The following is a 26,018-nucleotide window of genomic DNA, read 5'->3' on the forward strand; positions in this document are numbered from 1 at the left end:
CAGGTGACACGGTCATGTCCAGCGAGCCCAAGATCCCGATGACACCCGGCTGCTTCGAGCGGCTCAAGCAGGAGCTCAAGCAGATCCGGGAGCACGACCGCGCCGAGAACGTCCGCGACATCGAGGTCGCCCGCGAGCACGGCGACCTCCGCGAGAACGCCGAATACCACGCCGCCAAGGAGCGCCAGGGCCAGCTCGATGGCCGCATGCGCTACCTCGAGGCCCGCATCGGCATGGCCCAGATCATCGACCCGACCACCGTCAAGGAGTCCAAGGTCACCTTCGGCGCGACCGTCACCCTCAACGACGTCGATAACGCGACCGAGGTCGTCTACCACATCGTCGGCGAGGACGAGTCCGACGCCTCGAGCGGCAAGATCTCCATCTCCGCACCGATCGCCCGCGCCATGCTCGGCAAGAAGGTCGGCGACGAGGTCATCGTCAAGCTGCCCAAGGGCGACCGCGAATACGAGGTCGTCATGGTCGAGTACAAGGCCATCCCGTGAGCCGCGCCTCGCATCCTGCACGGCGATCGCCGGCGGTCCTGCGTCTGCCCGGCCCCCTTCGTATCCCCGCCGCCCTGCTCGTGCTCGCCGCCCTGCTGCCCGGCTGCCGCAGCGGCATCGGTGCCGTCTGTCGCTGCGCCTCCGACTGCCGCGCCGGCCTCGTCTGCGAGTCCGAGGGCGAGAAGACCCTCACCCCCGACATGTGCTTCCCGCCGCCCACCAACGGCCGCTGCGTCGAGGACAACAGCAAGGACTCCGACGCCAGCGACCCGCTCGTCGCCACCGAGCCCCCCGTCTACCTCGACCTCCCCTCCCGCCGCGACTTCGGCGGCGACAGCCACAGCGGCACGATGGGCGCCACCACCAGCGCCACCGATACCAGCACCAGCGTCACCGACAGCAGCTCGAGCACCGCCACCACCGGCACGAGCGCCGCCACCACTGGCGACACCACCGGCGCCACCGGCACGAGCACCACCGGCGACACCACTGGCACGAGCGCCACCGGCGACACCACTGGCACTGGCACTGGCACTGGCACTGGCACTGGCACTGGCACTGGCACTGGCACTGGCACCGGCACCGGCACTGGCACCGGCACTGGCACCGGCAGCACCACCTGATCTCCACCCGCCGTGACCGTCGATCGCAGCGAGCACTGGCTGTGGCGCCTGGGCGCCGACGCCTGGCTGCGCGCCGCCCAGGTCGAGCTCGCTGCCGCCGCCGCCAACCTCGAGAGCCGCCGCACCGCCGTCACCCACGCCCGCCGCGCCGCCGGCATGGCCCTCAACGCCGTGCTGGTCGCCTCGCACGACGCTGGCGTCGAAACTGGCACCGAAGCAGACACTGAGCTCCGCTGGGGTCGCAGCTACCTCGACCACCTCCGCGCCCTCGCCGACCCCCGCGTCCCCATCTCCCCCTTGCCCGACGATCTCCGCCCCCTCGCCGCCGGCCTCCTGCAGATCGCCGTCATGGGCGGCGGCGGCTCCCTGGTCCAGCTCGGCCGTAGCGCCCACGGCCCCGCCCAGCACGCCGTCGAGCTCGCCCGCCAGCTGTGCGATCGCTGCACCGCCGCGATCGCCACGCGCCGCTGACCGCTACCCCGGCCCGACGCTCCTCGTCGTCTCAACCTCCGCGATCGCCGCGCGCCCCAAACAGCTACCCCGGCTGCCACCAGCGCACCGGCGGCCCGCCCGGCTCGCCTGGCAGCATCAGCTCCACCGCCTGCAGCTCCGCCGTGCTGATCACCGCCACCTGCGGCGCGCTGCGGTGGACCAGCGCCGCGAAGGCCGGCCGCGCCGCCGGCGTGGTCACCACGATCGGCGGCTCGGTGTGCCCGTCGCGCAGGCTCGCCAGCCACGCCGCCCGCTCGCTCGGCGCCAGCGCCAGCGCCAACCCGCCCTCGCCCGTGCGCGTCCGCTGCAGCAGCTCCGCCTCGACGTCCGGCAGCGGACGGACCCAGCGCAGCGGCCCGAGCCGGGCGTGCGCCGCCACCAGGTCGTGCACCCACAGCCCCGCCAGCCGCTCGCGCAGCAGCTCGCCCCAGCGCCCTCGCTCGCTCGCGCTGCGCAGCCGCGGCTCGCTCGCCACCGCGTCGAGCAGCGTCGCCAGCGGCGGCAGCGGCAGGCGCTCGCGCAGCAGGCCGCGGCACAGCGCCAGCAGCTCGCCCGCCGGCGTCACCCGCAGCGCCTCGCGCACCGCCGCCGGGTCGCGCCGCCGGCTCCGCTCGAGCGCCCCCTCGAGCTGGCGCAGATCGTAGAACGCCTCCGCGTGGTTCATCACCGCCCGGAAGCACACCACCACCAGCGCGTCGACCACCAGCCCCGACGGCTCGCTACCTGGCCCCAAGCTACCTGGCCCGAAGGACATGTCCTCTGCGCCCTGTCCCGGAGGACCGACGAGCACCGCGAGCTCAGCCGGCCCGAGCGTCGCCAGCACACGCACGCCGAGCCGGACCTCCACGCCGCCGAGCTCGCCCGGCAGCGCCACCGCCACGATCGGCGGCAGCTCGATCGCCAGCGCCGCCGCGCAGCGCCGCCGCAGCGCCGCCAGCGGCGGACGCAGCACCCGCAGCGCCTCCGGCCCCGCCCCCACCAGGCGCAGCTCGATCACCAGCGCCGGCTCCTCCGGCGCCTCCTCGGGCGCGCGCGCGGCCAGCCACAGCCCCGCGCACACGAGCCCCGTCGCCGTCGCCAGGAACGCCAGCCGCGGCATCCCCGGCACCAGCGCCAGCCCGGTCAGCAGCGCCGCCGGCACCGCCAACATCGCCGGCTCGAGCCACGCCAGCGCTCGCGGCCGCCTGGTCGCCTCCTCGTCGACGCGGGTCACCAGCACCCCCGCCGCCAGGCTCACCAGCAGCGCGGGGATCTGCGCCAGCAGCCCGTCGCCCACGGTCAGCCGCCCGTACAGCTCGAGGCTCGCGACGACGTCCATGTCATGCCGCAGCGTCCCGACCGCGATCCCGCCGACCAGGTTGATGATCGTGATCGCCAGCCCCGCGATCGCGTCGCCCCGCACGAAGCGGACCGCCCCGTCCATCGCCCCGTGGAAGTCGCTGCGCTGCAGCAGCGCGTGCCGCCGACGCGCCGCCTCCTCCGGTGAGATCGCCCCCGCCCGCAGGTCGGCGTCGATCGCCGCCTGCTGCCCCGGCAGCCCGTCGAGCGCGAAGCGAGCCGCGACCTCGGCGACCCGCTCCGACCCGCGCGCGATCACCAAAAATTGCACCGCCGTGATCACCGCGAACATCACCGCCCCGACCACGATGTCCCCGCGCACCACCAGCCCCGCGAACGCGTCGATCACCCGCCCCGCGTCCGCCTGACTCAAGATCAACCGCGTCGTCGCCACGTTCAGCGCCAGCCGCGACAGCGTCAGCAACAACAGCAGCGACGGGAACGCCAGCAACTCCGCCCGCCGCCGCACCGCCAGGCTCGCGACCAGCAGCAACATCGACCCCGCCAGGCTCAGCGACAGCAGCAGGTCGACCGCCACCGTCGGCAGCGGCACCAGCAGACACGCCAGCATCACGCACACCCACGCCGCCGGCAGCAGCCGCGGCCACCCCGACGTCGCCCGCCGCAGCAGCGCGAGCGAGCTGACTCGGTCGTCCGTCACCCGCCGCACGCTACCGGGCCAGACGATGCATCTGCAAGCACCTCACGACGCCGTGCTCGCCTGCGCCTCGCGCATCGCCCGAAACCCGTCCTCGTGGCGCCGCGCGCCGACATAACCAAGTTCGGCCCGCGCCTTCGCGTCGACCACCGTGACCTCCTCGCCCATCAGCTTGAGCGCCACCCGCGTCAGCGGCGGCCGCCAGCGGTACCCGCTCGCCCGGCTGATCGCCTCGCAGCTGACCGCCACGGCCCGCGCGAGCCCCCGCGGCAGGCTGCCCGTCCCGGCGTCGATCCCCTGGGTCGCCAGCATCGCCGCGACGAAGCCGCGAAACTCGACTGGCGCCCCGTCGCTCAGGAAGTAGGCCTCACCGTGCCGCCCGCGCTCCGCCGCAAGCAGCATCCCCTCGACCACGTTGTCCACATGACAGGTCGAGGTGAGGTAGCGCCCGCCAGAGATCCATCGGAACCGGCCCGCGTGCACCGCCGCCGCGAATTGCGGCAGCAGCGAGCTGTCACCCGCCCCCCAGATCAATCGCGGCCGCACCACCACCGCCTCCAGCCCGGTCGCCGCCCGCACCAGCCGCTCCGCCGCCGCCTTGCTCGCCGGATAGCCGGGCAGCGGCTGCTCCGGCAGCGGCCGCGTCTCGTCGACCTGAACGATCGGCCCACCACCCACCAGCACCGCCTCGGTGCCCACGTGCACGAAGCGCGGCACCTTCGCCTGCCGCGCCGCCAGCAAGGTGTTCGCCGTCCCCGTCACGTTGATCCGCTGGAACACCGCCGGCGCGTCCCACTCGAGCACGTGCGCCGCCGCGTGGAACACCACCTCGCAGCCCGCCATCCCCGCCGCCATCGCGTTCACGTCGGCAAGATCGCCGCGCACCACCCTCGCCCCCTGGCCCGCGCACGCCGCCGCCGCCGCGTCGCTGCGGGCCAGCGCCAGCGCCGTCACTCCGCGCCGCTGCAGCGCCGCGAGCAGGTTGCGGCCGACGAAGCCCGATCCCCCGGTGACGAACACGCGTCGCATCGCCCGCGACGCTACCAGCCCACATGCTCCGCGTCACCGCCCCGCGGCCCAGCGTCACCGCCCACGCGGCACCGGCCACTGCCCATCGACCACTCGCAGCGACGGCGGCTGGATCGCGTCGTGGTGCAGCTTGCCCGCCAGCTGAAACAGGTTGAAGGCCACCAGCCCCGCCAGGGCCCCGAGCTTGCTCACCGTCCCGAACACCGGCGGCCACAGGCACGCCGCCGTGCACGCCCCCGCGACCACCAGCAGCCCGAGCACCAGCGCCGCCGTCCACCACGTCACGCGCGCCAACCAGCGCCGCGGATCGGCGTCGGCGATCACGAGCTCCCCGTCGACCTGTCCCGCGAGCCAGATCGTGTCCCCGACCCGCAGCGGCAGCTCGAGGCGACGCTCCCACCCCGCCGCCCGCGTCGCCGCCGGCAACGCGCCCGCGAAGCTGGCCGTGTCAGGACAAGCCGCCGCCCGCGGCAGCCCCGACACCCACACCTCCGCCGCGGCTCCCTCCGCCAGCTCGCGCCGCTCCCCGTCCGCCAGCGCCACCACCCCGCCGAGCACCCGCGACCCGCGGCTGCGATCGTGAAACAAGATCGGCCCGCGCCCGTTCGATCGCCCGACCTGCACCACCGTGTACAACGCCACCACCCCATCAGCCCCCGCCGCCGTCACCACCCCGCGCCGCGCACCTGTCCCGCGGGACAGGAACGCATAACGCCGCCGCAGCCCCGCGCACTCGCTCCACCCGGCCCCCGCGATCAGCAGCGTGTTCACCCAGAACGCCGCCAGCGCGAAGGCGGCCATGAACCCCGTGAAGTCCATCGCCTAGCCCGGCAGCCCCAACGCCGCTCCATTCGCCGCCTGCTCCGCCGCCGCCGCCTGCTCCGCCGCCGCCCGCCGGGCCGCCCGCGACTCGAGCCGACCCAACCCGGCCAACCGCTCCGCCGCCCGCTCCGCCGCCGCGACATCCCCCACCGCCGGCCGCCGCAGCCCGATCACATACCGCCGCACGAGGTACCCGAGCATGCTCGGCTCATCGAGGCCCGGGTCGATGCGCGGCACCACCTCGCGCCGGTGCGCCTCCGCCAGCTCCGACCAGTGCAGCCCGGCCCGGTTGTGATGGATCGTGTGATAGCCGTTGTTACACATGATCCAGTTGAAGGCCCGACCGACGAAGTTGCGCGAGTGGTTCCACTCGCTGCTCGTATCGGTGCCATCGTGCTGGATCAGGTTGATGCGCAGGATGCAGCGCGCCCCGTAGAACTGCGGCAGCACCACGAAGCACAGCGCCGGCCAGAAGTCGTACAGCAGCAGCGCGCCGGTCAGCCCGAACGCGAAGATCGTCTCCGCCAGGTACTGCCGGCCGAAGCTCGCCTGGCGGGTGCTCGCCGCCCAGCGGGCCACCCCCGCGAAGGTGTTCGGGCCCGCGATGTTCGGGAAGTGGATCAAGTTCAGCAGGTTCCACTTGAAGCGGACGTGCCCCGGGTCGGCCCAGTCCGGCTGACCGTCGTCGCCGAAGTGGTGGTGCACGAGGTTGTGCGACGGCACGTTCGCCGACGCCGGATACAGCGCCCCGAAGCTCAGCACCCCGCGCCACAGCATGTTCAAGCGATGGCTGTGGAAGATGCCGCGGTGCAGGTGGTTGTGGATCACCACCGCGTTCAGGAAGCTCAGCAAGAACGCCGGCACCAGCACCAGCGGGTGCCGCAGCCCCGGCACGAACATCATCCCCAGCAGCAGCGCCTGATACACCGCGACGATCGCGACCTGCCGCCACTCCGTGGGGTGACGCACGAGCCAGGGACCGCCCTGCGCACCTGCCTGCGCACCCCCGCGAGCATCGCCTGTCGCCGCCTCGGCCATCGCGCTGCGACCATACACCCGCCCTCGCAACCCCGACAACGACGCCCGCGCGGCCCCGCGTGTGGGGAGAATCTCGACGCTGCGCGGCGCCCCGTGTTATTCGTCGCCACCTACCGCTTCGCCGCGAGGACCCCCTTGACCGCGCTCGTCTCAGGTCTCGTCTTCAGCTTCACCGCCCAGCCCTCCGTCCAGTACCGGAGGAACAAGTGGTTCTACTTCCTCTACGACGGCGGCTACCTCGCGGGCCTGCTCGCCCTCGACGCCTGGCTGCTGATGCACCACAGCCAGTCGCTGATCCCCAGCACCCTGACGTGGAGCTGGTGGTACCTGGCCGCGTTCCCGGTGGTCCTCTACGGCCACATCCTGCTCAACGTCTTCATCCACAACTGCTGCCACGGCAACTTCCCGCGCGCGATCAACCGCCTCATCGGTGAGCTCGCCGGCCTGGTCGTCATCACCCGCTACGCGTCGTGGGAGATCATTCACCAGCGCCACCATCGCTTCTCCGACGACCCGAAGAAGGACCCCCACCACGTCCTCCCCAACTTCCTGGTCTTCCTCTACGAGACGATGCTCTTCAACGTCGAGCGCCAGCTGCAAAACCAGGCCTACGACCAGTTCGGCGACACCCCCGAGAACCGCAGCCGCGAGCGCATCCGGGCCGTCCTCAGCTTCGCCACCATGCTGCCGCTGCTGCTCGCCTGGTACCTCATCCTCGGCCCCGAGGTCTTCCTGTTCCTGTTCGTCCCGGCCCAGGCGCTCGGCTGGATGCACGTCGCCCACTTCAACTGGGTCACCCACAACGCCCTCTCCAAGACCGGCGACTACAAGCCGATCAACATCGACACCGGCGTCTACTGGCTCGGCAACCGCATCTGGTTCGGCCTCTACATGCACGCCAACCACCACAAGCGCGCCAACATCTTCAACCCGCTGAAGATGGACGAAGTCCTGGCCCGCCGCGCCGCCGCGAGCTGAGCCCGGTCGCCGCGACAATTTCCTGAAATCCGGAATTTTCCAAATCCGGAATTTTCCGAATTTCAGGAAAATTCACGCCCGCCGCCGTCGCCGCAGCCCCAGCGCCAGCAGCCCCAGCGCCCAGGCCGGAGCCGGCCCCGTCCCGTTGCAGCCGCAACCACCGGCGTCCTCGCCGCCCGCGCTGTCCAGGCCCCCGCCCGTGCCCGCGCCGCCCGTGGCCCCGCCGCCCTCGGTCGGCGCGCCGCTGCCCTCGGTCGGCACGCCGCTGCCCTCGGAGCCGCCGCTGCCACCATTGCTGCCGCCCGTGCCCGCGCTCTCGCCCCCGCCCGTGCCCGCGCTGCCCGTGCCCGCGCTGGCGCTCCCGCCCGTGCCCGCGCTGTCCGTGCCAGCGCTGTCCGTGCTCGCCCCGCCAGTCGACGCGTCCCCGGAGGTCTCGCCCCCGAGCACGTACTCCGTCATCGCCGGCGCCGACTCGACTGACAGCTTGTTGACCCCCGCGCGGAAGTCGACCACCCCCGTGTTGACATACACACCCGGCGCGTCGAGGTCGACCGTCACGCTCACCTGACCCGCCTCACCGGGCCCGATGTTGCCGAGGTCCCAGGTCACCGCCCCCGCCGCGAAGGCCCCGTTGTCGGTCGCCGACACGAAGGTCGTCCCGGGCGGCAGCGTGTCCGTCAGCGTCGCCTCGAGCGCCGGCATCGGCCCGCTGTTCACATAGGCGATGTCGAAGGTCACCTGCGGCACCCCCACCTGCGGCGGCGCCGTCTTCGTCAGCTCGATGGTCGGCAGGCCCTCGGCGCTCGCGCACGGCGACTCGAACATGGAATTGAGGAACAGCCGCACCCCCTGCGTCTTCGGGTTCTTGGAGATCGGCAGGGCCACGTCGTACTCGTGACCCCCGAGATAACTGACCTTGCCCGCCCCGAGGCAGCCGCCCGCGTCCGCCGGACACACGCCGTCGAGGAAGCCCGTCATCCATACGTCATTGACCCCGATCGGCGTGCCCTTCTGGGTGATCATCACGATATCGGTGCCCTTGTACATCTGCCCCGGCGGCAGCGTGTACGCCGGCTCGCTGCCGCCGACCGACAGGAAGGCCCCGTCGAGCTGCGCGTACGGCGTGTCCTGCTGGAAGTAATCGTAGGTGTTCGGCATCTGCCCGATCACAAACCCCTTCTCGGTCAGGAAGTAGCCGTGCGGCGCCAGGTTCTCGAACGCGTTGACCGCCTGACACTCCGCGAACAGGTGGGTCGGATAGCCGAGGAACTCGCGCATCTCGGCGACCACCTCCGGGTTGGCCTGGGCGTCCTTCACCGCCCAGTGCATCGACATGAACTGGCAATATACCGGGTCGCCGTCCTCGTCGAACAGCGCCCCGTCGTGGTGCGTCTCCGTCGTCGGCCCCGCCAGCTCCTTGGGGTCGAGCATGTCGGGGCTCAGGTCGGGCCAATTCGGGTCCCCGGCGGAGTCCGGGATCTTCGCCGCGATCATGTACTTGCGGGCGATCTTCTGGTTGCCGTCCGCCATCATCGCAATGTTCGGCGCGATCACCAGCGTGCGCGACACCTCGCCCTTGAACATCTGGGTCGCCTCGTGCACCTGCGTCACCAGGCTCTTCTTCTGCCACGCCATGACGATCGGCAGGGCCTTCGCCGCGTCGGCCGCGTCGATCACCCACGGCCCGCCGCGGTAGCCGTGCGCGACCACAGCCGCGCCCGTGCGCACGTCCTTGCCGGTCGCCGTCATGTCGACGCCGCCCTGCGCCTTGCCCGACTGGATCACCCAGCGCACCGGCACGCCCTGGCGCAGCAGCTCGTACACCAGCCCGTAGGCCTCGAGCATGCCGCTATCCTGGTAGTCGGTGTCCATCGGCACGATCAGCGAGCCCACCGCGAAGTCGTCCGCGGACGCGAGCGTGGGCGTGAATGCGAGCGCGAGCGCGGCCGTGAGTGCGAGCGATGTTCGGATCTGCATATTCGTCCCCGGGGTCCGTGCGACAGCCCCACGAGCCAACATTCCAGCCAGCGAGAAATTGAGTGGGAGCCGCGAGCACTGCGGCCCACGCGCCTGTGCTGCCGCCCGACCACCGCACGCCCATTCTGCCGCCCGACCGCCTCAGGCCCACTCTCCGCCAGTGCTGCCGCCCGACCGCCTCAGGCCCACTCGCCGCGCCAGTGCTGCCGCCCGACCGCCTCAGGCCCACTCGCCGCGCAGCACCGCCGAGGGCCCGTCGTCCGGCTCCGGCTCGTCCTCGCGATAGCTCCCCGCCGCCGCCGCCACCCGCTCGCGGTGCTCCGCCAGCGCCGGTGCCAGCTCGGCCTGCACCTCGTTCATACGCGCCATGAGCCCGCGTTCGAGGCCCTCCCCCGACACGATCGCCGCGTGAAAATCGTCGAGCACCGCCACCACGTGCTCGGGCAGTTCGGCGTGCCCACGCGCCGCCCCTTGCCATTGCCGCTGCGTCCGCGCCTCCGGGCGCACCGCGGCGATCGCCGCCGCGACGTCCCCGCCCTCGCCGAGCCACGCGAGGATCCGCGGCACCGCCCTCGCCGGGTCGGCAAGCACCGCGTCGTACGCCTGCACGTGGCACGCATACCTGCGGATCGCTAGGTCGCGGACCAGGCCAAAGTTCTCGTCCCACCATTCGAGCGCCGGGGGCATCCGCGGCGGCGCCGATCGTCCCGGGGCCACCCGCGCCCGATATGCATCCTCGATCGTGTGCAGCCGCAACAAGGAGGCCTCATATTCCCGCCACGATCGCACCGATACCAGCACCCGATCGAGGTATACGCGATCGGTCCGGATCACCCCGGGAATGAAGATCTTGACCGCGTGCCGGCGCACCTGCTCGGGTAGCACGAACTCGCCCGTCACCGGGTGCGGGTTGGTCCGCCAATAGATCCCGTGGCGCAGCAGCGACTCGTAGAAACCGTGGGGATTGGCGGCCCGCAGCGACTCCCCCCAATTACCCGGGAACGCCTCGCCGATCACCGGCAGCCCCGCCGCCGCCAACACCTGCATCCACATCGAGGTCCCCGAGCGACGCGTTCCGGTCACGACCAGCACCGCGCGACGATAGACGATCCCCGGCCTCGCTACCAAGCACCGCGAAGGTCTCGCCACCAGGCCCCGCGCTCGTGATACCGTGGGAGTCGATGGCGCCGCCTCTGCTCCCGCTCTCCAGCCTCGCCGGCAAGCTCACCCTCAGCTTCACCGGGGCCGTGCAGGTCCCCGTCAGCGAGCCCCCGCCGACCCTCCCGCCCGAGGGCGCCGTGGTCGTGCCCGCGCCGCCGCCCGCCACCCCGCCGCCCGCCGTGCCGCCGCCGGTCGACCCCTTCCCCGCCGCGCCCGCGATCTCATCCGCCGAGATGCGGCGCGAGGTCGACGACGCGGCCCGGCGCTCCGCACCGGCCCCGGTGGCCCGCCCCTCGCTGCTGCGGGCCACCGAGAAGCGCCACTTCTTCAGCCTCTTCGTCGGCGGCTCCAAGTCGCTGCGCGGCGGCTACGCCTATTTCCCCGGCATGGACTTCAAGCTCGAGGCGGCGATCGGCGGCCACAGCCGCAACCGCCCCAACCTCGCTGGTGCCGCGGTTCTGCAGGTGCGCAGCGGCTTTCCGCTGACCAGCTTCACCTTCGCCCCGCGCCTTCAGTGGGACGTGCCGATCCTCCCCGAATACGCGATCTACCTGACCACCACCCTCACCGCCGGCTACCGCTTCAGCAGCTATGCCGGTGGGGGCATCAGCGTCGAGGACTACGGCAGCCCCGGCAGCAACATCGTCGCCCACGGGGGCGTCGCCGCCGTCGGCTTCGGCGCCTCCACGATCGTCGGCGAGCGCCTGCTGCTCAGCTTCCGCCCCGTCAACCTCGAGGTCGAGGGCTCAGCGCTCGGCATCGGCGTGCACTGGGACATCCTCGGCGGCATCGGCGTGATCTGGTGATCACGCGACCACCGGCACCCCGTGCGCCGCGTCGTCGGTGAGGATCTCGAACGCGGCCCGCTGCGTGCAGCGCAGCTGCAGCTCCGGCCGACCCGCGCGGCGCAGCGTCAGCAGGACCGACGCCAGCTTGGTGTTGAGGCAGGTCTTCCCGCCGCCCGGCGGGTTGTGATAGCGCAGCCCGACGAAGTGCTCGCGCACCGCCGAGATCTGGGCCGTGATCTCGACCTGCTTCTGCCGTGAATGCAGCGACCACTCGAAGTACGAGAAGCGACCGCTGGCCCGCAGCGCCTGCGTCAGCGAGTTGAGCGCGTACTCCTCGCCGTCGACCCGCAGCACCACCAGGGTGAAGCGCGGCGACCACAGCGGCCCGAGCTTGACCTGCGCCGTCGAGCACTCGAGGAAGCTGCCGGGCACCCCGTCGAAGCCGGCCACCTGCCCCCAGGCGTAGCGGTCGGTGTGGCGGCGGCCCCAGTTGTGGTTCTGGCTGCCGATCCAGCCGTCGATCGCGTGCACCTCACCGTCGACCGAGATCGTGCCGCGATAGCTCGCGTTGGGCGTGCCGACCAGCGCCTTCGCGGCCGGGAAGGCCCGATCGTACAGCGGCGCCTCCAGCAGCAGCAGCGGCGGATCGTCGCCGCTGTACTCGAGGTCCCACGCGATCGCGTGCCCCGTGCTCGCCGCTCCGCCGCAGAGCCGCGCCTCGTTGAGCCGCGCCTCTCCCACCTGTACCGAGAGACAGGTGCGGTCAAAACGGCAGTGGGCGAAGGGCAGCACCGACTTGACCGCCGTCACCGTGCCGCGCTCGCCATCGAACCAGATCGCCCACAACTCGCCGACCGCGTCGCGCGGGCGGCCCTCCGGGCTAAACAGGGTGTAGCGGATCCAGAAGCCCAGCGGCCGCGACGGGTGGTTGGCCCGCTGGAAGTAGCTCTCGTAGTGCCCGGCCGTGCGCGCGGGGTCGTGGCGGCAACGATTCCAGGCCGAACGCGCGTCGTCCGTGCTCATGTAGGCAATGTCGTTCAGCCGGCCGGCGATGTCCACAAGCATCCTGGCCCGTGGGACCGGCCCGCTCGCGGCGATTCCAGACCGTTCGCCCCCTGGCCAACGCCGTTGACCCGTGGCACTCCTGCGCTTCGTGGCCTCGCTCGCCAGCCTCGCAGCCCTCGCCCTGCTGGCCCCCCCGGCGCTCGACCTGCACGCCTCCGCGATCGACCACGTCGCCGCCGAGGCCGGCCTGCGCAGCCGGGTCCCCACCCTCGACGACTGGCAGATCACCGTCCGCGACGCAGCCCCCGGCGCCAACCCCAGCGAGGTCGAGCTCGTGCTCCGCGGCCCCGACGGCCGCAGCGAGCGTCGCCGCCTCGCCCTCGCGGGCACCAGCCCCGAGGACCGCAGCCGCGAACTGGCCGCCTCGCTCGCCCTCATCATCACGCAGTGGGACGACCCACAAGACCACCGCGCCGACACAACAACCACCACGCCGACCACGCCAGCCCCGGCATCGCCGCTGCGCGGCTGGCTCGGCCTCGGCCCGCGTATGGAGCTCGGCCGTTCGCTCGTCGAGGGCGGCCTCGACGTCCAGGGCGGCACCTGGCTGTTGCATGAGCACCTCCAGCCGCTCGCCAGCCTCGGCTGGTCGACCAGCGCCCGCGCCGGCCTCGGCCTGCACACCCTGCGCCTCGGCCTCGGCCTCGCCGCCGGGGCCCCGCTGCCGCGCACTCGCCTGTGGCTCGGCGCCCACGCGCTCGCGCACGGGGCCTGGACGACCACCAGCGACCGCCGCAGCACGAGCGCCTGGGCCAGCAGCAGCGAGCTCGGGGCCCTGCTGCAGATCCGCTGGCCACGCTGGCTCATCGGCGTCCGCACCGGCGTCGACCTCGCCCTCCCGCCGCTCAAGCTCAAGGGCGACCACGCGCGCGTCCAGCGAGGCCCGGCCCAATTCATCGTCGGCCTCCAGATCGGCCTCGTGTTCGGCTGATCCGGGGCTGGCCTGGAATCTCCCCGCGCGGCGCGGTCGATGACCCGGTGTCGACCTCCGTTACACTGCCGCGGGCGATGGTGAGCGACGACGGCGACGACGAGGCCCAAGTGCTACGGGCCGCCCAGCGCGGCGACCGGGCCGCCCAGTCGCAGCTGTTCACCCGCTACCGCGAACGCGTCGCCCGCCAGATCCTTCGCATGGTCGGTGACCCGAGCGCGGTCGACGACCTCGTGCAAGAGGTCTTCATCGCCGCCTTCACCGCCCTGCCGCGCTTCCGCGGCGACGCCCAGCTCGGCACCTGGCTGCATGCCATCGCCACCAACCGCACCCGCAACTGGTGGGACTCGCAGCGTCGCCGTCGTCGCCGCGAGGACGTCGCGGCCGGGCGCCCCAGCGAGCCGCAGGACGACCCCGAGTCCGACCTCGTCGCCCGCCAGCAACGCGACCACCTCTACGCCGCCCTCGCCGACCTGCCCGACAAATTACGCGAGGCCTTCATCGCTCGCGCCATCGAGGGCATGAACCTCATCGACGCGTCCGCCGCTCTCGGCGCCCCGATCAGCACCGTCTCGTACCGTACGCGCCGCGCCGAGCAGCTGCTCTGCGCCGCGCTCGGCCTCCCGTGGAGGGCGTCATGAAGCCCGAGCTCCGCCCCGCCGCCGACGAGCCGGCCGTCCTCAACCCGCAGCTCCGCGCCCTCGCGCAGCTCGCCCGCGACGCCCCCGCGCCGCCCCTGCGCGTCGACGCCGAGCGCGTGTACGCCGGCTTCCTCGCCGCCCGCCGCGCCCGCGCCCGCCGCAGCGTGATCGTCGGCGGCCTCGTCCTCGCCGCCGCCGCCCTCGCCCTCGTCGTCACCGGCCTCGATCTCGGCCTGTCCCAAAGGGCAGGTCTCTCGGGACATGTCGCCCAGGACATGTCCCCCGCGCCAGCCAGCGACCGCGCCGTGCTGCGCGGCCCGCCGCTGGCCCCCGGCGTGCGCGTGCCGGCCGGCGACGACGACACCCCGAACTCGACCAGCGAGCCAGCCAGCGACGACCCGCACGCGCTGGTCCGCCGCGCCGACACCCTCCGCGCCGCGGGCCAGCCCGCCGCAGCCGCCGCGCTCCTGACCCGCGTCGTCCGCGAACACCCCGACGACCCGCTCGCCCGCGGCGCCCTCCTCGACCTCGCCGCCCTGCTCCGTGAGCTCGGCCGCGGCGACGAGGCCCGCTGCGCCTATCGCCTGTACCGCGCGCGGCACCCGGGCGCGCTCGCCAGCGACGTCGACCGCGCCCTCGCCCGCCTGGGCCCCGGCCCGGCCTGCGACGAGCTCAGCCCGCGCTGAGCCGCATCACAAGGGCGCGTCCGCCGGCGCGGCCGGGGGCCCGGCCGCGGGCCTGGCCGGCTCGTCAGCGGGCCTGGCCGGCTCGTCAGCGGGCCTGGCCGGCTCGGCCACGGGCGCGGCCGGCTCGGCCGCGGGCTTGGCCGTCGACGTGCGTGCGGCCGCCTTGCCGGGCGACTTGACCGGCTTGCGCAGGTAGAGCTCGTACTGGACATTGCGGTGCTTCGACACGCGACCGCGGGTGGCCGCGTGTTCGAACTTGGCGGTGACCGCGGGGCGGACCTTGGCGTTGCAGGTCGGGTCGAGGACCACGAAGGCGACGTCCCTGATCAGCGCCTCGACCTCGTCCACCGTCGGCCGCGCCGGCGCGGCGACGCGGGGCTCGGCGAAGACATGCGACTCGGTCCCGAACTCCTTGGTCTGGAGGTCCGAGACGCGGTAGCTACCGGTGGCGTACCCGCGGCCACAGCCGAGGACGACGACGCTGTCGTCGAACTCGTCCGGGCCGACCGGCGGCGCGGCGGGCATCTCGGCGAGGATGGTCTTCCCGAAGCGCCGCGGCTTGACGGTGCGGCGGAGGGCGAAGTCGAAGAACATCAGGTCGGCGGCGACGCTGTCCCAGGCCCGGCTGCGCAGCTTCACCCAGTGCACGTGGGTGACGCCGAGGTCGACGTAGGCGTCGTAGACATCGCGCGGGGACGCGAGCAGCCCGTAGCTGAGGCCAAACTGCCAGGTGCTCCAGTCGGAGATGGATGTGACGCCAACCCCGAGGTGGGCGTGGTTCTCGTGCATGAGCAGCCGCGCGCCAGCGGGGAGGGCCCTGCCGATCTCCGCGTAGGTGCCCTGCGTGTCCAGGCGCTTGTCGTAGTTGCGCTTGTAGCCGCTCGACAACAGGTCGACGACCTTCTTGAACGTCGACTTGGCCATGCTGTGGGTCTGAAAGAACGGGACGTCGCCGCCCCAGACGATCTGAAAGCTGACCAGCGCGACCAGGGCGCCGCGCGTCACGAGCCTGCTCTGACGCCACACCAGCACGATGATCGCGGCCGTGATCGCGCTCATCCACGGGACGATCGTCTGTAGATAACGATCCTGATGATTGACCCAGTACCACAAGAAGATGGCGAGATGGACCCAGGCGACCAGGAACCACACACGCCTGGTGCGGCGCACGAACAGCAGGCACGGCAGCAGCAGCGTCATCAGCGAGCCGAAGACCGGGACCATGCCGTGGTGGTTCTTCCAGTCGTTGGGGATGAACGAGAAATTGTAGAGCGCCTGCAGCGTCTCCCAAACGCCCGCCAGCGTGCGCGGCGGGGCCCACAGCTGCATCGCAAGGAATGAATCGTAGTTGTACGTGGCGTCGGCCGCCCACGGGCGCGCGTCGAAGTATTTGTGCAGGATCGGGTAGAAGGGGTCGCCGTGCCAGAGGACGTTGTTGAGCCAGTGCGGGGCGCTGAAGACGACAACCCCGACCACCGCGACCACCGGGCCGCGCCACCAGTTGCTCGCGCGCCGCGGCGCGAGGCGGTGGCGCGCCGCCTGGACCGCAGATTGCCCGGCTCTGCCGGCGACGAGCAAGATCGCCATCGGCGCCATCATCACCGCCGCGGTCTCCTTGCCCATGATCAACGCCGGGAGCATCATCGACAGGATGAGCACGTGCCGCGGATTGAGGTCGCGGAGCGCGCGGACCGTGCTCAGCAGCAGCGGCGCGCAGAACAACCCGGCGATGTGGTCGACGTTGCCGCTGAGGTTCGAATCGTAGCAGAACACACCCGGGAACAGGAAGCGCGCGGCCCACACGAGCCGCGGGTCGGCGCCGGGGACCATCCAGCGCACCATCGCCGGGATCGTGATCAGCGTGGTGAACAGGAAGATGGTGAATTCGATGTGCTGCGCCAGCTCGATGCGATCGAAGAGCTTGCCCGGGACCAGGAAGGCCCAGGTGTAGAGAAAGCCGTGGAAGCGCGAGCCGGTGGAGGCGGTGAGGCCCTCGCCGAAGCGATGCAAGCCGCCATGGGCGACGTAGTCCTCGGGGAGCGCCAGATGCCGCCAGCGGGCGTCAAACTGGACATTGTCGGGGGTGAGGATGCCGAAGTAGAGCAGGCTGAGGGCGAGCAGCCCGAAGGCGGGGATCGCCCACTGCCACCAGGCCAGGCGCGGCGCACGACGGCTGTGCGCGCGGAGGTGCGTGGCCCAACGGCGGGCGTCGCGGACCAGCCGCGGGCCGGTCGCGGCGATCAGCAGCACCGGGAAGGCGAAGAAGAGCCACGGCCGGTATAGCTGCAGGTGGCCGGCGAAGAACATCAGCAGCTCGAAGCCGAAGACGCCGACGGGGAAGGCGATCGAGAGGTGTTGCAGCAGTGGCAGGCGCGGACCGGTGATACGGCGCACGATCGCGTGTCCGAGACCGAGGCTGGCAGCGGCGAAGGCGGCGCAGGCGACCCAATATCCGGCGTAGCGCCAGAACAGCCAGTGCTGGATCGGGTAATGCGGGTTCATCCGCCACAGGAACACCCCCAGGGCCAGCAGCAACCAGACTGGCAGAGCGAACGCCCGCATCGTCCCGAATACGTTGTGTTGCTTGGCCATCAGGTCTGTCTCTCGCGGCAAGGGTTCACGGGTCGCGGGGGTCTGTAATTGGTCACTGGTGCGCGCTGAACGGTCCGCCGCCGGCAACTGTGACATAATGCACAATATTCGCTGTGGTGCGATCTCCTGGCAGGGCCGACACCTGAATCAGCGCCCCGGAACACAAAGCTCGGCCCACATCGAGGTGCCGCGCACCGCCGACGGGACCAGCCGCTCCTCGGCCGCGAGCGCCGCACCGAGCACGCGATGCGCCAGGCGCACGGCGCCCGCGGGCGCGTGCACGACCGTCGCCCGCGGCCGGCCGAGGGCCGACAGGAGGCGCGCAGGGGCATACAGCGCGTGGAAGAAGTAGCCCTGGCCCGCGAGGCTGAGGCCCGCCGCCGCCACCAGCTCGGCCAGGGCGGCCTCATCGAAGCGCAGACGGTGGCCGTAGAACTCGTCGTAGTTCGAGAACAACTCCTGCCGGGCGGGCACCGTGATCAGCAGCCGCGCCATGGCCGGGAATGCCCCGACGATCGCGGTGAGGAAGCCGGCCGGGTCGTCGAGGTGCTCGAGGACGTCGAGGAGCAGCACGGCGCGCACCTCGCTGCGCAGGGCTGTGGGCAGAGCGAGGGCGTCTGTCCCGAGGTGCAGGTGGGGCGCCACCTCCGCCGAGATGGGCTCCGGGCTTCCCAGCTCTGCGCCGACGATACGCCACCCCCGCTGCCGGAGAAATCCCACCACGATCCCACGTCCGCAACCGATCTCGAGGAGCAAGCCATCACGGCTGCCAGGCATCCTGGCGAGGCGGCGCTCGATGATGCGGTTGCGCGCCTGGTGCCAGTAGTGATCCCCCATCCCATCGGGGACATTCGAATGGAACTGTTCGGCTCGGAACACGCCGCCACGGGCATCAGTGCTGGTCATGGGCGGCGAGAGAGTAACAGTTTGGGATGCGGCGGCGAGGCACATGTGTAGTCCTCCCAGGAGGACCCACTCCAGGGGTCACGCATTATTTGCGCTTGCCCTCGGACCGCGAAAATGACGATATCTTGCCCACTTCGCGGGACTTCGCTGGCCTGATCATTCTATCGTTCTGAACCGCACAAACGTGCTCCGTGCAGACCCTCAAAGGCATCATCCCGAGGCTCACCTCGTGGGCACGTAGTCAGTTCAGCGCCGAGGCGATGTCAACGCTGCTACCGCGGCTCGGCGCCTGGGGGCGTCGCCAGGTCAGCGCCGACGCCCTGTCGGCGCTGTTGCACGTGGCGGTCCTCTTCGTGCTCGTCGCGCTGTTCCGGCCGCTGTTCTTCCAGGCCGTGGACGCCGCGCACTATCATGCGTCGTCGATTTTCTTGTCGATGGCACAGGCTGACCTGGCGCTCATCGCCCGGAGCGCGCCCAAGAACGTGCCCGTCGTGCCCCAGCTCCTGACCTTTCTGGTGCCGATGGCCCTGTTCTTCGTCGCCGGGAGGAAGCTGCGATGGACCGACTGGGAGCACGGCAAAGCCCTGCGTGTCTTCACGCTCGGCGTCGTGCTGATGCTCTGTTGGTCGGGCGCGACCTCCCCGTACAACCTCTATCTGGACCGCGCCCACGGCCTCGATCGCCTCCTGCTGGTCGCCTGCGGTCTGCTGTCTATCCGATTCCCGATCTTCGTCCCGCTCGCGGTCAAGATGTCGATCGTGATGATCAAGGAGGCGTACGTCCCGACCCCGCTGGACGACTTCGACTTTCGCGCGCCCGCCGAGCTCGTGATCATCTTCTCGATCTTCGTCTGGGCGTCGCTGTCGCGGTCGTTCAAGCCGGCGCATTTCCTCGTCGTCGGCATCGGCTCGTTCGCAGCCTTCTACTATCTGGCGGGCATCGCCAAGGTGAACATCGGGCCGACGGGCTCCTGGCTCAACGAGAACCACGTCTCCAACGTCGGGATGTCCGGCTACGTCCACGGCTGGCTCTCGATCGTCCCGGAGTCGGCCTTCCTGCAATTCGACGCCCTGGCCCGCCGGTTCGACTACTGGATGGCATTTTACACGCTCTTCATCGAGGTGGGGGCGATCGTCGGGCTCTACCTGTTCCGGCAGCTGACACGCTGGTGGTTCCTCGGCCTCTTCCTGCTCAACTTCGGCATCTTCGCGATGAGCGGGATCTGCTTCTGGAAGTGGATGGCGACCAGCGTATTGGCGTTCGTGTGGATCGGCCGGAGCGGCAAGCCGCTGATCGACCGCATGCTCGAGTACAAGCTGCCGCTCCTCCTCGGCCTCGCAGCGATCTACTGGTCGGGCTCGCGCATCTGGTACTATCCGACGGCCGTCGCCTGGTACGACACCCGCCTGACCGAGAACTACGAGATCTACGCGATCGGCGAGAGTGGTAACCGCTACCTCGTCCGGGGCAGCTACTTTCAGCCGACGGACATGCACTGGTCGCAGGGGAGCCTGTGCTACGCGACCGACGGCCGCGCGATGACCGGCATCTACGCCACGGGCAGCTATTCCACGATGAGGGCGCTCGAGACCATCACGCCGGAGGAGATGGAGAAGCGCCACCTCCGCGCGCGCTCGTGCCGCAACAAGAAATTGCAGGCCCGGTACGATGACTTCATGCGCCGCTTCTTCGGTAACCTGAACCGCGGCGGCCAAAGGCTCACCTTCTTGAACTGGGTCGGGCGTCCGCGGCACATCTGGTCGTGGCCGAAGGGCCAGCTCAATGATGGGCAGAACGAGGTGTTCGACGCCCAGGAGAAGGTCGCAAAGGTCGAGCTGTGGATGAACCTGGTGTTCCACCACGACGGGAAGCTGCACCGGACGGAACCGAAGCTCACGCACACGGTGGAGATCCCGACGCAATGACGACCCCAGAACTCGCGGTCATCGCACCGTGCTTCAACGAGGAGCTCAACGTTGACCCCTTCTGCGCCCGCATGCTCGCGGTCTTCGACGCGATGCCGGTCCAGGCCGAGTTATTGCTCATCGACGACGGCTCGAAGGACGACACCTGGGCGCGCATCACCGAGACAATGCGCAGAGACCCTCGCGTGCGCGGCGTCCGCCACGAACAGAACAAGGGTATCGTCGGAGGCTGGCTCTCCGGCCTCGCCAACACGACGGCCCCGATCGTCTGCCTCATCGACTCCGATCTGCAGAACCGCCCGGAGGACATCCCGCGCCTCTACGCCTCGTTCAGCGCGACCCGGCCCGACATCGTTCAGGCGGTGCGAAACCCGAAGGTCAGCGGCGGCCGCCTCGCGTTCTCGAAGGGGCTCAACGCGCTCCTGAACGTGACCTTCGGGATGCACCTCCGCGACAACAAGAGCGGATTCATCGTCTGTCGCCGCGAAGTGCTGGCAGACATCCTGAAGGATGCCCCAGGGTACAGGTACTTCCAGAGCTTTATCGGCGTCGCCGCCGGGGTGCGTAGGTTTCGCATCGAGGAGGTCGACACCGACTTCGATGCGCGAAACGCTGGTGAGTCGTTTCTCTCAAACTTCCCAGTCATGGTTTCGCTCCGGATCTTCCAAGACCTCCTCCGCTACCGTCTCGAGACGCTGCGAAGACCAAGGACCTGATCATTCGCTGCAAACCGCACAATTTCGTCTGCCGACGCCGACTCGCGGTGCGAGTAGAGGCCCCCGCCCCTCTTGCGGGTGCAGGTCCCCCCCGATTACACTCAGCCGCTATTCAACGAGCCTTCACGGTCGCGCTCCCATGAAAAGACAGTACCTCCAGTGTCTCGTCGATCCCGACACCCAAACCCGCCTCGCGGCCAACGCCACCCGCGAGACCGGGGACGACTTGGTCGAGGGTGAGCTCCAGGCCCCCGACGCGGCCGACGGGACGCACGGAAGGCGCTACCCGATCCGCGAGGGCATCCCGAGCTTCGTCTCCGAGGACGTCAAGGCCGACCAGACCGTGAAGTCGTTCGGCGACAAGTGGGACCAGCACCGCTACTACCGCGAACACACGCGCCGTTTCTACACCGACTGGTACCTCGCCCGCTTCGGCTTCGGCACCATCGAGAACCTCAAGAGCTTCCTGAAGGACCAGCGCTACGTCCTTGACGCCGGCACCGGCGCCGGCCGCGACGCCGCGAATTTCGCCGACCAGTCCTCCGTCAGCGATACCGTGGTCTTCGGCGCCGACACGGCCTGGCACGCCCTCTCGAACGCGGCGGCTCAGCCCGATCGACCCAACGTCCAGCTCGTCCACGCCGACATCAACCGCCTGCCCTTCCCGGACGGCTTCTTCGACTTCATCAATTGCGATCAGGTCATCCACCACACGCCCGACCCGCGCAGGACCTTCGAGAACCTGAAGAAGAAGCTCCGGACCGGCGGCCAGATCGCCACCTACGTCTACCGCAAGAAGTCCGTCATCCGCGAGTTCGTCGACGACTACATCCGCGACCGCATCAAGGACGAGTCCTTCGAGAAGGCGCTCGAGCTCTGCGAGGCCATCACAAAGATGGGCAAGGCCTTCAGCGACCTCAAGGCCAAGGTCACCCTGGAGGAGGACATCCCGATCCTCGGCATCCAGAAGGGCACCTACGACGTCCAGCGCTTCCTGCACTGGAACGTGATGAAGTGCTTCTGGAACGACGAATTCGACTTCTACACGAACAACGTGGTCAACGCCGATTGGTACCACCCGGTCTATTGCTTCCGGTACACACCGGAGGAGTTCCGCGAGTGGTTCGCCTCGGGCTGGGAGATCCTGGCCTGGGACGAGCAAGAAGCCGGGATCAGCTGCCGCGCCCGCAAGGTCTGACGAGCTATGTGCGGCATCCTGGGAGGCATCAATGTCCGGCTGGACGAGGCGTCCCTTGAGAAGCTGCGCCACCGCGGCCCCGACCAGTCGTCCCTCACGCGGGACCGCGTCGGCCCCGACGTCGAGGTGTGCCTCGGCCAGACCCGCCTCAACATCGTCGATCGCCACGACATCGATCTCCCGGTGCGCATCGGCGAGGCCGCCATCGTCTTCAACGGCGAGATCTACAACTGGATCGAGCTGAAGGCCGAGCTCGAGGCCCGCGGCCGCCGCTTCAAGACCAAGACCGACACCGAAGTCGCGCTCGCCGCCTACCTCGAGTGGGGGCCCGCCTGCCTCGAGAAGTTCAACGGAATGTTCGCCCTGGCGATCTGGGACGGACACCGCTTCTTCTGCGCCCGCGACCGCCTCGGCAAGAAGCCCTTCTTCTACCGTTGCCGCGGCAAGACCTTCGAGTTCGCCAGCGAGGTCAAGGCCCTCGGCGAGCTGACCTTCGTCGACAACGAGCTGTTCGAAGTCTTCGAGTTCTGCCCGAATGAACACACGCTCTACAAGGACGTGTTCTCGCTGTCGCCGGGTCACTATCTCTTCTACGACCCGACCCGCGCCTCACTGCTCACGCGCGAATACTGGGACATCCCGCAGCTGTTCGGTGAGCGCCACCAGAACGAGGACGAGGCCGTCGAGCAATTCATCGAGCTCCTGCGCGACAGCGTCAAGCTGCGCATGCGCGCCGACGTGCCCGTGACGATGTTCCTCTCGGGCGGCATCGACTCGACGATCATCGCCATGCTCGCCGGCATCAAGGAGGCGTTCACCTGCCAGTTCGACGAGTTCAAGTCGACCATCGACGAGGAGCTCTACGCCGTCGACTTCGCCCAGCGCGCCGGCATCGAGCTCCACGTCGTCCGCCCGACGAAGGAGGAGTTCCTCGCCGACCTGCCGAAGCTCGCGTATCACCTCGAGGTCCCGACCGGGTCCTTCAGCGTGTTCCCCCTGTACCGCCTCGCCAAGGCCTGCCACGACGCCAACTACAAGGTCGTGCTCTCGGGCGAGGGCTCGGACGAGCTGTTCGGCGGCTACGCGCGCAACGAGTTCCTGATGCTGCCCGCCTTCGACGCCGCAGACCCGCGGGTCGCGAGCTACCTGCCGATGCTGCGCCGCTTCGAGGGCTCGGACCTCGACCGCTTCTGCCGCATGGCCTCGCGCTCGGGCCTCTCCGGCGCCGCGCTCATGAAGGGGCATCTCTCGCACCTGTGGAGCGACCACCGATCGATGCTCGACAACATGTGCTACGTCGAGACGCGGATCTTCCTCCAACCCCTGCTGCAGATGGCTGACCGCATGACCATGGCCCACTCGCTCGAGGGGCGAAATCCCTTCCTCGACTATCGCCTCGTCGAATTCGCGTTCACCCTCTCGGACTCCCTGCGCTTCAACGGCGTCCGCGGCAAACACGTGGTCAAGGCCGCCGCCGAGCGCATCTTGCCGAAGGGGACCTTGCTCCTCCAGCGCAAGGTGAAGCACGGGCTCCCGACCCCGATCAACATCTGGCTGCGAGGACAGGCGAGCTTCGATCGTAAGTACTGGACCAGCCTGATGACCGCCGAGTGCATCAAGACCCTGCAACACTCCGGCGTGTGATCGGCCTGGCCGAGTGGGCGCCATAACAGTCGCTTCCTACGTGGTATTTTCCGCCGGCGGATGCTGAAGGTCTCCGACCGCGCAGGCCGATGAGCCGGCGCCACAAGGCCTCGCAGCCCGGCGACGTCTGCGCTATAGATCGGCCCGCTTGATCTATCTCCAGCTCGTCGTGGCCATTCTCTTCAACGTCGGAGGCCAGCTCCTGTTCAAGCGCGCCTCGATGGTCAGCGGCCCTGACGGCCACGCCGTGGTGACCGCCATGCGGCCATTCTTCTCGCCGTGGTTCATCTGTGGCGCCGCGTGCATCGCGTTGAGCGCGGCCTTCTGGATCGGCGTCCTCAAGAAGCTGCCCCTCACCATCGCCCACCCAATCACCGGGGCGGGGTTCATCCTGGTGCCGGTCGCGTCGCATTTTATCTGGGGCGAGGCCCTCCCACCGCTCCGCGTCCTGGGGATCCTGGTCATCGTCCTGGGCATCTTCCTCGTGGCCCGCGGCGCGGCCCCCTGAGGCCGCCCACTGGGTCTGGCCCGGGGTCTGGCCCGGGTCTGGACCCTCCATCCGTTGCCCTCAAACCGGTGACTCGCCACCCCACCCGCGCCAGCGATCTCGCGGGCTTGGGCGTGGCACCGAACACGCTCTTGCAGGCGCATGACCTGCACACTCATCGCCTCCGCCAGCACCACCGTCGGCCGTCGCAAGCGCAACGAGGATGCCTACGTCCTTGACGCCGAGCTCGGCCTCTTCGCCGTCGCCGACGGCATGGGCGGCTACTCCGGCGGCGAGGTGGCCAGCCACATCGCCGTCACCTCGCTCGCCGAGTTCTGGGCCGCGAGCGTCGACACCGATAACACCTGGCCCTACGCCTTCGACCGCAGCCTCGGCCTCCACGAGAACCGCATCGACGCCGCCGTGCGCCTGGCCAACCGCCGCATCTGCGCCCGTCGCGAGGGCGAGCTGCGCAACATGGGCTCGACCCTCGCGGCCCTGATCGTCCGCCCGAAGACCGCGATCGTGGCCCACCTCGGCGACAGCCGGATCTACCGCCTGCGCGGCGGGGTGCTCACCCAGCTCACCCGCGACCACTCGCTCTACGAGCAGCTGCGGGAGACCGGCGCCGACTTGCCGCCGCTCGATCAGTACGCCTACGCCAACGTCGTCACCCGGGCGCTCGGCGCCGCCGAACACGACCGCCCCGAGCTCCAGACCCTCGACCTCGTCGACGGCGACCGCTACCTCGTGTGCAGCGACGGCCTCAGCGGCGTGCTCGGCCCCGCCGAGATCACCGCCCTCCTCGCCGACACCGCGATCGAGGCCGTCGCCGACGCGCTCGTCGAGGCCGCCTTCGCCGCCGGCTCGCGCGACAACATCACCGCGATCGTCGTCCACGTGCAGCAGCGCCCGTGAGCCGATCGCCGCGCGGCCTGACCAGCAGGCCGCATCGCCGTGAGCCGATCGCGGCGCCGCCTGCTGGTCAGGCCGCGCCGCACGTGCTTGGATCGGCCGATGATCCGCAGCACGCTCCGACCCGCGCTGTGGGCGGTCCTCCTCGCCGCCTGCGACGCAGGCAAGGGCCCCCGCAGCAGCCCCCCACCCTGCCCGCCCTGTCAGTGCAACTGCACCGCGCCCGCCACCGCGAACAACCCCACCAGCCCCGTCGCCACACCTGCACCCGCCGGCAGCGACGACCAGGCCGCCGCGCTGCTCACCTCCGCCAACCGAAAGTTCGCCCACAAGGACGGCGTCGGCTGCCTCGCCGACCTCGACCGCCTCACCGCGATCCGGCCCGTCTACGCCAGCAGCACCGCGACCACCCGCGCCTTCTGCGAGATGCTCTCCGGCCGCTGTCAGCAGGGCAAGGCCCGCCTCGACCGCTACTGGCGCGACGAGCAGAACATGCACCCCGAACGCGCCGCCAGCTCCACCGAGACCATGGCCGCGATGTACTGCCGCGGCGGCGACTCCAACGACCGCGACCGCCTGCTCGCCGCCCTCCTCGACCTCAACATGGGCGCCACCGAGACGCACACCCTGGCCCAGTGCGAGGCGAGCTACCAGACCGTTCGCAGCCTGCAAGCCCGCGTCAAGCCGCGCAACGTCGACGACCACCAGGTCGCAAACCTGCGCGACACCCTCTACGCCAGCGCCCCGCAGTGCTTCGCCCGCGCCGGCGACTGCCAGCGCGCCCGCGCCGTGTTCCTCGAGAACTTCCCACCCGAGCGCTTCGCCGGCCTGGGGCCCGACATCCGCGATCAGTCGCTGCAGACGACCTTCGTCGCCATCGTCGCGCGCTGCAAATGACGTCG

Annotated in this window: 24 protein-coding genes; 15 read left to right on the forward strand and 9 right to left on the reverse strand. The window is 70.4% G+C overall.

Features of this window, described 5'->3' with window-relative positions; genetic code table 11:
* Positions 1–14: 14 nt before the first annotated feature.
* Genes greA through IPJ59_RS20200 form a run of 3 tightly spaced genes read left to right on the forward strand, consistent with a single transcriptional unit; the run spans position 15 to position 1,600 of the window.
* Complete coding sequence (gene greA / locus IPJ59_RS20190) at positions 15–506, forward strand: transcription elongation factor GreA (protein WP_293258163.1); 492 nt, start codon at positions 15–17, stop codon at positions 504–506.
* Entirely contained in the window at positions 503–1,129 is a 627-nt protein-coding gene (locus tag IPJ59_RS20195; protein WP_293272936.1) for a hypothetical protein, read from the forward strand. Before greA ends, IPJ59_RS20195 begins: the two co-directional genes overlap by 4 nt.
* 12 nt (positions 1,130–1,141) lie before the next feature.
* A complete protein-coding gene (locus IPJ59_RS20200; protein ID WP_293258167.1) occupies positions 1,142–1,600 on the forward strand; it encodes a hypothetical protein in 459 nt (152 codons plus the stop codon).
* A gap of 64 nt (positions 1,601–1,664) precedes the next feature.
* On the opposite strand, the gene IPJ59_RS20205 is transcribed toward IPJ59_RS20200, so the two are convergent.
* Genes IPJ59_RS20205 through IPJ59_RS20220 form a run of 4 tightly spaced genes read right to left on the reverse strand, consistent with a single transcriptional unit; the run spans position 1,665 to position 6,437 of the window.
* Positions 1,665–3,620, reverse strand: a complete 1,956-nt coding sequence (locus IPJ59_RS20205; RefSeq protein ID WP_293272937.1) for an FHIPEP family type III secretion protein — start codon at positions 3,618–3,620, stop codon at positions 1,665–1,667.
* Between the two features lie 42 nt (positions 3,621–3,662).
* Entirely contained in the window at positions 3,663–4,646 is a 984-nt protein-coding gene (locus IPJ59_RS20210) for an NAD-dependent epimerase/dehydratase family protein (protein ID WP_293258171.1), read from the reverse strand.
* Between the two features lie 54 nt (positions 4,647–4,700).
* Complete coding sequence (locus IPJ59_RS20215; RefSeq protein WP_293272938.1) at positions 4,701–5,465, reverse strand: hypothetical protein; 765 nt, start codon at positions 5,463–5,465, stop codon at positions 4,701–4,703.
* 3 nt (positions 5,466–5,468) lie between these two features.
* Complete coding sequence (locus IPJ59_RS20220; protein WP_293272939.1) at positions 5,469–6,437, reverse strand: fatty acid desaturase family protein; 969 nt, start codon at positions 6,435–6,437, stop codon at positions 5,469–5,471.
* A gap of 204 nt (positions 6,438–6,641) precedes the next feature.
* On the opposite strand from IPJ59_RS20220, the gene IPJ59_RS20225 reads away from it, so the two are divergent.
* Positions 6,642–7,484, forward strand: a complete 843-nt coding sequence (locus IPJ59_RS20225) for a fatty acid desaturase family protein (protein ID WP_293272940.1) — start codon at positions 6,642–6,644, stop codon at positions 7,482–7,484.
* A 72-nt stretch (positions 7,485–7,556) separates the two neighbouring features.
* Here IPJ59_RS20225 and IPJ59_RS20230 read toward each other — a convergent pair whose 3' ends face one another.
* Both IPJ59_RS20230 and IPJ59_RS20235 read right to left on the reverse strand, forming a co-directional pair.
* Positions 7,557–9,461 (reverse strand): DUF11 domain-containing protein, encoded by a 1,905-nt coding sequence (locus IPJ59_RS20230; RefSeq protein ID WP_293272941.1) that lies wholly within the window; start codon positions 9,459–9,461, stop codon positions 7,557–7,559.
* A gap of 219 nt (positions 9,462–9,680) precedes the next feature.
* Positions 9,681–10,544, reverse strand: coding sequence for a hypothetical protein (locus IPJ59_RS20235; protein ID WP_293272942.1), 864 nt, complete (start codon positions 10,542–10,544; stop codon positions 9,681–9,683).
* Between the two features lie 98 nt (positions 10,545–10,642).
* Here IPJ59_RS20235 and IPJ59_RS20240 point away from each other — a divergent pair, with 98 nt between their 5' ends.
* Positions 10,643–11,428 carry a hypothetical protein gene (locus tag IPJ59_RS20240; RefSeq protein ID WP_293258181.1) on the forward strand — a complete coding sequence of 262 codons (786 nt, stop codon included), beginning with the start codon at positions 10,643–10,645 and terminating at the stop codon, positions 11,426–11,428.
* On the opposite strand, the gene IPJ59_RS20245 is transcribed toward IPJ59_RS20240, so the two are convergent.
* Positions 11,429–12,433 carry a hypothetical protein gene (locus IPJ59_RS20245; protein ID WP_293272943.1) on the reverse strand — a complete coding sequence of 335 codons (1,005 nt, stop codon included), beginning with the start codon at positions 12,431–12,433 and terminating at the stop codon, positions 11,429–11,431. It lies immediately after the preceding gene.
* Between the two features lie 112 nt (positions 12,434–12,545).
* Between IPJ59_RS20245 and IPJ59_RS20250 the strand changes: the two genes are divergently transcribed.
* From IPJ59_RS20250 to IPJ59_RS20260, 3 genes are all read left to right on the forward strand, one after another.
* Positions 12,546–13,406, forward strand: coding sequence for a hypothetical protein (locus tag IPJ59_RS20250; protein ID WP_293258185.1), 861 nt, complete (start codon positions 12,546–12,548; stop codon positions 13,404–13,406).
* 77 nt (positions 13,407–13,483) lie between these two features.
* A complete protein-coding gene (locus tag IPJ59_RS20255) occupies positions 13,484–14,047 on the forward strand; it encodes an RNA polymerase sigma factor (protein WP_293272944.1) in 564 nt (187 codons plus the stop codon).
* Positions 14,044–14,733 (forward strand): tetratricopeptide repeat protein, encoded by a 690-nt coding sequence (locus IPJ59_RS20260; RefSeq protein ID WP_293258189.1) that lies wholly within the window; start codon positions 14,044–14,046, stop codon positions 14,731–14,733. The genes IPJ59_RS20255 and IPJ59_RS20260 overlap by 4 nt, the downstream gene beginning before the upstream one ends.
* A 6-nt stretch (positions 14,734–14,739) precedes the next feature.
* Here the strand turns inward: IPJ59_RS20260 and IPJ59_RS20265 are convergent, their stop codons facing one another.
* Together IPJ59_RS20265 and IPJ59_RS20270 are read right to left on the reverse strand one after the other, a co-directional pair.
* On the reverse strand, positions 14,740–17,325 hold the full coding sequence (locus IPJ59_RS20265; RefSeq protein ID WP_293272945.1) for a hypothetical protein: 2,586 nt from the start codon (positions 17,323–17,325) through the stop codon (positions 14,740–14,742).
* A 147-nt stretch (positions 17,326–17,472) separates the two neighbouring features.
* Positions 17,473–18,231, reverse strand: coding sequence for a class I SAM-dependent methyltransferase (locus IPJ59_RS20270; RefSeq protein WP_293272946.1), 759 nt, complete (start codon positions 18,229–18,231; stop codon positions 17,473–17,475).
* Positions 18,232–18,491: 260 nt separating this feature from the next.
* Between IPJ59_RS20270 and IPJ59_RS20275 the strand changes: the two genes are divergently transcribed.
* The 7 genes from IPJ59_RS20275 to IPJ59_RS20305 all read left to right on the forward strand — a co-directional run bounded on the left by IPJ59_RS20275 (position 18,492) and on the right by IPJ59_RS20305 (position 26,013).
* A complete protein-coding gene (locus IPJ59_RS20275) occupies positions 18,492–20,156 on the forward strand; it encodes a hypothetical protein (protein WP_293272947.1) in 1,665 nt (554 codons plus the stop codon).
* Positions 20,153–20,872, forward strand: a complete 720-nt coding sequence (locus IPJ59_RS20280) for a glycosyltransferase family 2 protein (protein ID WP_293258197.1) — start codon at positions 20,153–20,155, stop codon at positions 20,870–20,872. Before IPJ59_RS20275 ends, IPJ59_RS20280 begins: the two co-directional genes overlap by 4 nt.
* A gap of 139 nt (positions 20,873–21,011) precedes the next feature.
* Entirely contained in the window at positions 21,012–22,070 is a 1,059-nt protein-coding gene (locus IPJ59_RS20285; RefSeq protein ID WP_293272948.1) for a methyltransferase domain-containing protein, read from the forward strand.
* A 6-nt stretch (positions 22,071–22,076) separates the two neighbouring features.
* Positions 22,077–23,714: an asparagine synthase (glutamine-hydrolyzing) gene (gene asnB / locus IPJ59_RS20290; protein ID WP_293258201.1), complete on the forward strand. Its 1,638-nt coding sequence runs from the start codon at positions 22,077–22,079 to the stop codon at positions 23,712–23,714.
* Positions 23,715–23,862: 148 nt separating this feature from the next.
* The gene (locus IPJ59_RS20295; protein ID WP_293258203.1) at positions 23,863–24,222 is read left to right on the forward strand and encodes an EamA family transporter; all 360 of its coding nucleotides are present in this window, start codon (positions 23,863–23,865) and stop codon (positions 24,220–24,222) included.
* Between the two features lie 141 nt (positions 24,223–24,363).
* Positions 24,364–25,119, forward strand: coding sequence for a PP2C family protein-serine/threonine phosphatase (locus IPJ59_RS20300; protein WP_293272949.1), 756 nt, complete (start codon positions 24,364–24,366; stop codon positions 25,117–25,119).
* 99 nt (positions 25,120–25,218) lie between these two features.
* Positions 25,219–26,013: a hypothetical protein gene (locus IPJ59_RS20305; RefSeq protein WP_293272950.1), complete on the forward strand. Its 795-nt coding sequence runs from the start codon at positions 25,219–25,221 to the stop codon at positions 26,011–26,013.
* Positions 26,014–26,018: the final 5 nt, after the last annotated feature.

Source organism: Nannocystis sp. (genome assembly GCF_016714285.1).
GTDB lineage: Bacteria > Myxococcota_A > Polyangia > Nannocystales > Nannocystaceae > Nannocystis.